The 6,689-nt window shown below is 72.6% G+C and carries 7 protein-coding genes and 1 pseudogene; 2 read left to right on the forward strand and 6 right to left on the reverse strand.

Annotation, left to right across the window (positions count from 1 at the left end; all coding sequences use genetic code 11):
- Nucleotides 1-686 (forward strand): polysaccharide deacetylase family protein (locus KS423_RS34485; RefSeq protein ID WP_224283695.1); only part of this gene is annotated, 686 nt, incomplete at its 5' end.
- A gap of 8 nt (nt 687-694) precedes the next feature.
- Here the strand turns inward: KS423_RS34485 and KS423_RS34490 are convergent.
- Nucleotides 695-1,513 (reverse strand): SDR family NAD(P)-dependent oxidoreductase, encoded by an 819-nt coding sequence (locus KS423_RS34490; RefSeq protein ID WP_224283696.1) that lies wholly within the window; start codon nt 1,511-1,513, stop codon nt 695-697.
- 305 nt (nt 1,514-1,818) lie between these two features.
- Here KS423_RS34490 and KS423_RS34495 point away from each other — a divergent pair, with 305 nt between their 5' ends.
- Nucleotides 1,819-2,688: a 3-hydroxybutyryl-CoA dehydrogenase gene (locus KS423_RS34495; protein WP_224283697.1), complete on the forward strand. Its 870-nt coding sequence runs from the start codon at nt 1,819-1,821 to the stop codon at nt 2,686-2,688.
- A 74-nt stretch (nt 2,689-2,762) separates the two neighbouring features.
- Here the strand turns inward: KS423_RS34495 and KS423_RS34500 are convergent, their stop codons facing one another.
- From KS423_RS34500 to KS423_RS34520, 5 genes and pseudogenes are all read right to left on the reverse strand, one after another.
- On the reverse strand, nt 2,763-3,605 hold the full coding sequence (locus tag KS423_RS34500; protein WP_224283698.1) for a chitosanase: 843 nt from the start codon (nt 3,603-3,605) through the stop codon (nt 2,763-2,765).
- Nucleotides 3,606-3,725: 120 nt separating this feature from the next.
- On the reverse strand, nt 3,726-4,688 hold the full coding sequence (locus KS423_RS34505) for a hypothetical protein (protein ID WP_224283699.1): 963 nt from the start codon (nt 4,686-4,688) through the stop codon (nt 3,726-3,728).
- Nucleotides 4,685-5,608, reverse strand: coding sequence for an ATP-binding cassette domain-containing protein (locus KS423_RS34510; protein ID WP_224283700.1), 924 nt, complete (start codon nt 5,606-5,608; stop codon nt 4,685-4,687). Before KS423_RS34510 ends, KS423_RS34505 begins: the two co-directional genes overlap by 4 nt.
- Nucleotides 5,608-6,045 carry a GntR family transcriptional regulator gene (locus KS423_RS34515; RefSeq protein WP_224283701.1) on the reverse strand — a complete coding sequence of 146 codons (438 nt, stop codon included), beginning with the start codon at nt 6,043-6,045 and terminating at the stop codon, nt 5,608-5,610. The genes KS423_RS34510 and KS423_RS34515 overlap by 1 nt, the downstream gene beginning before the upstream one ends.
- Nucleotides 6,046-6,162: 117 nt before the next feature.
- Nucleotides 6,163-6,689 (reverse strand): annotated as a pseudogene (locus tag KS423_RS34520) (phenylalanine--tRNA ligase subunit beta); the annotation flags it as partial.

Genomic DNA, 6,689 nt, shown 5'->3' on the forward strand with positions numbered 1-6,689 from the left:
CCCAGCCCGACGGTGAGCCGACCCCGGCCGCCGCCCAGCCCTCCGTCCCGCCGGCCCCGCCCGTGCTGCCGCCGCTCGCGCCCGGCACCCCCGCCGAGGTCGCGTACGGACCGCGCACCGGCCGGAACGTGGCGCTCACCTTCCACGGCAGTGGCGACCCGAAGCTGGCCACCGCCCTGCTGGAGATCGCCGAGCAGCGCGGCGCCAAGCTGACGGTGATGGTCGTCGGCAGCTGGTTCGACCAGCAGCCGCAGATGGCCCGGCGGATCCTGGACGGCGGCCACGAGCTGGGCAACCACACCCAGAACCACCTCAACATCTCGGCCATGCCGCCGGACCAGGCACGCGCCGAGATCGCCCAGTGCGCGGAGCGCCTGCAGCGGCTCACCGGATCGATCGGCCGCTGGTTCCGCCCGTCCGCGACGCAGTACGCCACCCCGATGGTGCGCGAGCAGGCCAGGGCGGTCGGGTACGAGCACGTGCTGTCCTTCGACGTCGACCCGCGCGACTACAACGACCCTCCGGCCGCCGAGTTGCAGCGCCGGGTGCTGAACTCGGTGCGCGGCGGCTCGGTGGTGGCCCTGCACATGGGGCACCAGTGCACGGTGGACGCACTGCCCGCCGTCCTGGACGGCCTGGCGAAGGCGGGGCTCAAGCCGGTGACCGCCAGCCAGCTCTGCGCCTGAGTGCGTGATCAGACCATCGGATCGTCGTCCTTGTACGGGCGCAGCCGCAGCGTGCGGGCGTCCGCGGCACGGATCGCGTCGGCCTGGTTGACCAGCTCCTCCAGGTCGTCCCGGCCGGCGTGGATGAACCGCCCGTGCAGCCCGTCGAAGCGGCCGCGGGCGGCGTCCACGGTGACCGCGACCATGTACGGGATGGAACCCCAGGTCTTGGTGCCCTCGAACATCGGCATCCCGGCGGTCATGTCGGTGGCCACCGCGCCCGGGCTGATGTCGAGGACGACGACGCCGTTGCGGGCGAGCGAGTCCGCGATGTTGTCGGAGAGCTGGAGCAGCGCGCCCTTGGAGGTGGCGTACGCCGTGTAGTTGCCGTCCGGGCGCAGCGCGAAGCCGGAGTTGAGGTTGATCACCCGGCCGCGCCGGCGGGAGACCATGCCCGGCAGCACGCAGTGCAGCAGGTTGAAGGGACCGCGCAGGTTGGTCTCGATCACCTGCCACCACTGGTTGACGTCGGTCTCCCAGAGCGGCACCTCGGCGCGGTCGACCAGGCCGGCGTTGTTGACCAGGAGGTCGATCGGCCCGAGGTCGCGCTCGACCACCCGGACCGCCTCGCGCACCGAGCCGGGGCGGGTGACGTCGGCGGTCACGGCGACACCCCGGGAGCCGCGCTTGGCGCACTCCTTGAGGGTGCCGCTGAGCGTCTCGTGGGTGCGGCCGACCAGGCCGACGATCATCCCCTCGGCGGCCAGACCGATGGCGACCTCCCGGCCGATGCCCCGGCCGGCGCCGGTGATCAGGGCGACCTGCCCTGCGAGCGATCCCGTCGACACCCCGTGCTCCCTTCGCGTCCCCGGCCCTGTCCGATTCCGCCCCCGGCCCCCGTCTGCGGCATTCTGTCGGCCGCCGGGCGGAGTCGGGCCCCGGGCACACGGGTCCGGGGCGTCGCCTCACTCGTTCGGGGGATTACCGACCGTGGCACCCCGCCGGGGAGGGGGTGACCTACTGGCCGGTACGGAGTAGTAACGTCGTCGGGGCGGTGACCGGTGCACCCATTCCGGTCCACCGGCCCGTTGTCCAGCAGCTCGCTGGGCCACCCGTAGCTGGGCGACCCCCAGCACCACCGAAGGGCAACTGAGTGACTGACATCGCGCGCGTCGGAGTGATCGGCTGCGGCCTGATGGGGTCGGGCATCGCCGAGGTCTTCGCCCGGGCCGGGCTGGACGTCCTGGTGTCGGAGGCCAGCGGTGAGGCGCTGGAGTTCGGCCGCACCCGGCTGACCAACTCCCTGGAGACGGCGGTCAAGCGGGGCAAGCTGTCCCCCGAGCAGCGGGACGAGGCGCTGGCCCGGCTGTCCTTCACCGTCGAGCTGTCCGACTTCGCCGACCGCGACCTGGTGGTCGAGGCCGTCGCCGAGCGCGAGGACATCAAGGTCAGGATCTTCGAGACCCTGGACCGGGTGGTCGAGCGCCGCGACGCGATCCTCGCCTCCAACACCTCCTCGATCCCGATCGTGAAGCTGGCCGCCGCCACCACCCGACCGGAGCAGGTGATCGGCCTGCACTTCTTCAACCCGGCGCCGGTGCAGAAGCTGGTCGAGGTCATCCCGACCCTGACCACCTCGGCGACCACCACCGAGCGGGTCGAGGCCTTCGCCTCCCAGGTGCTCGGCAAGGAGCCGATCCGCGCCCGCGACCGGGCCGGTTTCGTGGTCAACGCGCTGCTGGTGCCGTACCTGCTGTCCGCGGTACGGATGTTCGAGTCGGGCGTGGCCACCGCCTCCGACATCGACAAGGGCATGGAGGCCGGCTGCGCCCACCCGATGGGCCCGCTGCGGCTGTGCGACCTGATCGGCCTGGACACCATCGTCTCGATCGCCGAGTCGATGTACGACGAGTACAAGGAGCCGCTGTTCGCCGCTCCCCCGCTGCTCTCCCGGATGGTCGACGCGGGCCTGCTGGGGCGCAAGTCCGGCCGGGGCTTCTACGACTACACCGCGAGCGCCTGACACCGGCGGCGTGCCCGAACGGCGGGGCCCGGCGGCCGTGAACCGGCCACCGGGCCCTTTCGCCCGTCCCGGCGTCAGCTGTTGATGGTGTAGCTGTCGCCGTAGACCTTCCACTTCAGCGGCGGGTTGAGGTCGAAGTTCCTGGCGTTGAGGAAGACCAGCTGCTCGGTGTCGACCCTACTGGTGTCGGAGTGCGCCTCCTCCTTCTTCATGACCACCTTGCGGGCGTCCAGGAAGGCCTTGAGGTAGGTGGCCTCGTCGCCGCCCTGGGCGGGGGTCTTGGCCTTCTTCATGGCGGCGGCGCGGATGCCGCCGAAGCTGTCCGAGCTGTTGCCCGGGCCGTGCATGACGATGGCGTCGTAGTAGGCGAACTGGCCGAGCGCGCGCAGGCCGTCGCTCTTGGCCTGCTTGACGGCGGGGTTGAAGTACACCCGGTCGCGCTCGTCGTTCTGGGCCTGCTGGAAGACGGTGTCCTTGGCGGCGGCGGCCCAGTCCTTCTCGAACGCGGAGCCGAGGCCCGCGTGCGAGTCGGTGCCGTTGACCTTCTTCAGGGCCGGCAGGTACTTGGCCAGGACGTTGCCGGGCTTGAGGTCGGTGTAGTGCTGGACGAGCTCCAGCATGTCGCCGGTGCCGGAACAGAAGCCGATGATGCCGGCGGTGTAGCCGCGGCCGTCCTTGATGTCCTCGATGTACGTGTACTGGGCCTTCCAGTCCAGCGACGAGTTCTCCGCGCTGGACACCAGCTGCATCGCGATGTCCTTCTTGTGCGGGTCGTCGAGGCCGACGCCCTTGAGCTGGACGGAGGTTGCGGATGCGGGTGCGGCCTGGGCGGCCGAGGTGGCCGCGACGGTGAGGGGCGCGGCCACCAGGACGGCGGCGAGGGCTGCGCGGAGGGCACGACGGGGCTGAGGGCGCATGGGGACGCTCCGGTTCCTCGGGGGGTTAGGAAACCTTCCTAACAAGAAGGAAACGCCCCGGAGCCCCGCCCCTGCAAGGGTTTTGACAAAAGCACTTCAAAAAACTGCAAACGGCCCGGGTCAGGCCGCCCGGCGCCGCACCCACCAGACCGCCGCCGCGCACAGCGCCACGGCGAGCAGGGTCGTCCAGCCGAACTCGATGAGCTGGAACGGCCAGAACCGGTCCGCCGGCTGGTACACCTCGTGGGCGGTGTAACCGCCGTCGCGCACCAAGGACTGGAGGTGTGCGTAGTCACCGAGGCCGTAGAACTGGTCGTCGGGGAGCCGGTTCCCGGCCGGGTCGGAGAACCAGACGCTCAGCACCCAGCGGTCGTCCAGCGCCATGGGCACCATGGAGTGCATCGGCTCCTCCAGCGGGGTCATGTAGTGCGAGCGCACCGCGTGGGCGAGGAAGGGCAGCGCGACCGAGGCCGCCAGGCCGACGCCCACCGCGATCACGGTGCGGCGCAACACCGCGCCGGCCAGCGCCGCGACCCCGAACGCCACCAGCACCCGACCGACCAGCACCGGCGGCGCCTGCACGAAGATCTCCGGGCTGAACCCCCCTTCACCGAGCGTCAGCGGCTCACTCCACCAGCGCAGCAGCAGCCCGAACAGCGCCGCCACGACGACCAGCACCGCGCCGCCCATGACCAGGCCGCCCGCCGTCCAGCGGGTTCGCCCGGCGCCCTGGGTCCAGGCGAAGCGGACCGTGCCGTGCTCGAACTCCCGCGCCAGCAGCGGGCCGCCGAGGAAGGCACCGAAGGCGCCGCCGAGAACGTAGAGCACTGCGTCGAGCTCCGGCACGCCGTTGCCGTACTGCCGCAGGAACTGCTTGTACGTGGCCATGCAGGCGTCCTCGGCCGGGTCGCAGGTGGCCGCTCCGGTGCGGTCCAGGCCGGTGTGCAGGTACCAGCCGTGCACCAGCAGGGCGAGGGAGATCGCGCCCATCACGGTGAGCAGGGTCAGCAGCGCGGGCCGGTGGCGCAGCCCGGCGGCCCGCAGCACGGCGGAGCGGGGCGGGGCGAGGGTGGTCGAGCTCACGACAGTACCTTCTGGTTCGTACGGACGGCGCCGCGCGGGCCGGGCAGGGCGGAGGCGGTCGGCTCGCGGAGGTAGGCGAGCACCAACTCCTCCAGGCCGACGCGCTGTTGGCGCCAGCCGTCGGAGACCGGCGCGTCCGTGCCGCCGGTGCGCACCAGCAGGTGGGACTGGGCGCCGGCCCGGCGGTCGCGGACCACCGTCAGGCGCTCGGCGACCGCGTCCGCCTCGGCGGTCGGGCCGGTGAGCATCCGGTGGCCGCCCAGCAGGTCGTCCACCTCCCCGGTCACCTGGACCCGGCCGCCGGCCAGCACCACCAGGTAGTCGCAGCTCTGCTCCAGCTCGTTGACGGCGTGCGAGGAGAACACCACCGAGAGGCCGTCCTCGGCCACCGCGGTGAGCAGCACGGCCATGAAGTCATGCCGGGCGAGCGGGTCGAGCGCGGCCAACGGCTCGTCCAGGAGCAGGAGTTCGGGCCGCTTGGCGAGGGCCAGGGCGAGCGAGACCTGGGCCTGCTGGCCGCCGGAGAGCCGGCCGTACTTGCGCTCCAGCGGGATGCCGAGGCCGTCCAGGTGGTCGCGCGCCCGGGCGTCGTCCCAGCGCCGGTTGAGGTGGCGGCCCATCGCGAGCAGGTCACGCACGGGCAGGCCGGGGTAGAGCGCGGCGTTCTGGGCGACGAAGCCGATCCGGTCCAGGGCCCGTGGCGAGCCGGGGAGCTGGTCGCCGAGGACGGTCATCGCGCCCTCGCTGGGCAGGGTGAGACCGGCGGCCAGGCTGAGCAGCGTGGTCTTGCCGGCCCCGTTCGGGCCGACCAGGGCCACCACGTGCCCGGCCGGGATGGCGAGGTGACAGTCCCGCAGCGCCCAGGAGCGACGGTAGCGCTTGCCGATCCCGCCGCAGTCGATCACCGTGTCCGCGGCCATCACGCCACCACCCCGTCGCGGCCCTCACTCAGGTCGCGCAGCGCGTCCTCGAACACCGCGACCATCCCCCCTTCGTCCAGCCCGGCGGTCCGCGCCGAGCGCATCCAGTCCAACAACCCCCGCCGCAGCGCGGCCCGTTCGCGCAGCGGCACCACCCCGGCGGGCAGCCCGCGCACGAAGGTGCCCTGACCCCGCCGGCCGACGGCCAGGCCACGGTGCTCCAGCTCCCGGTAGGCCTTGAGCACGGTGTTGGGGTTGATCGCCAGCCCGGCGACCACCTCGCGCACCCGGGGCAACCGGTCCCCCTCGGCCAACCAGCCCATCCGCAACGCCTGTTCGACCTGCTGCACGAGTTGCAGGTAGGTCGGGACACCGGAGGCCGGGTCCAGGCGGAACTCGATCGGGGAGGGCTGGTCAGCACCTTTATCTAGTTCCATAGTTAATGAGTTAAGTGGGCATGGTGACGGGTCGTCAACCCAAGGAAAGGCAAAGGGCCCCGCCCGGACCGGGATGGTCCGGGCGGGGCCCTTCAGGCCCTGCGGCGTGCCGGCGGCTCAGGCGCCGCGCAGCACCGCGCCGGTGCGGGCGACGGCCTCGGCAACGGCCGCCTCACGGGCGGCGGTGGCCTCGTCGGCGGTCAGGGTGCGGTCGACCGCGCGGAAGCGCAGCGCGTACGCCAGCGACTTCTTGCCCTCGCCGACCTGCTCGCCGGTGAACACGTCGAACAGCCGGATGGCCTCCAGCAGCTCGCCCGCGCCGGCCCGCAGCGCGGCCTCGACGTCGGCGGCCGGGACGGCGGTGTCGACGATCAGCGCGACGTCCTGGGTCGCCACCGGGAAGCCGGAGACGGCCGGGCCGCCGACCCGCTCGGCGCCGTCGGCGGTGAGCAGGTCGACGTCGATCTCCATCGCGGCGGTACGGGCCGGCAGCCCGAGCGCCTTGACCACCCGCGGGTGCAGCTCACCGGCGTGGCCGACCACCCGGTCGGTGCCGGCCACCAGCAGCTCGGCGCAGCGACCCGGGTGCCACGGCGCCAGCCGGCCCTGGCGGACGGTCAGCTCGACGCCGGCCGCGCGGGCCA

The sequence above is a fragment of the Streptomyces sp. LS1784 genome (genome assembly GCF_020103755.1).
In the GTDB taxonomy this organism is placed as follows: Bacteria; Actinomycetota; Actinomycetes; order Streptomycetales; family Streptomycetaceae; genus Kitasatospora.

Excerpts from the sequence above, each read along its gene's own strand:
- KS423_RS34510 (WP_224283700.1), bottom strand. The coding sequence starts at position 5,608 with ATGGCCGCGGACACGGTGATCGACTGCGGCGGGATCGGCAAGCGCTAC.
- KS423_RS34515 (WP_224283701.1), bottom strand. The coding sequence starts at position 6,045 with ATGGAACTAGATAAAGGTGCTGACCAGCCCTCCCCGATCGAGTTCCGC.
- KS423_RS34500 (WP_224283698.1), bottom strand. The coding sequence starts at position 3,605 with ATGCGCCCTCAGCCCCGTCGTGCCCTCCGCGCAGCCCTCGCCGCCGTC.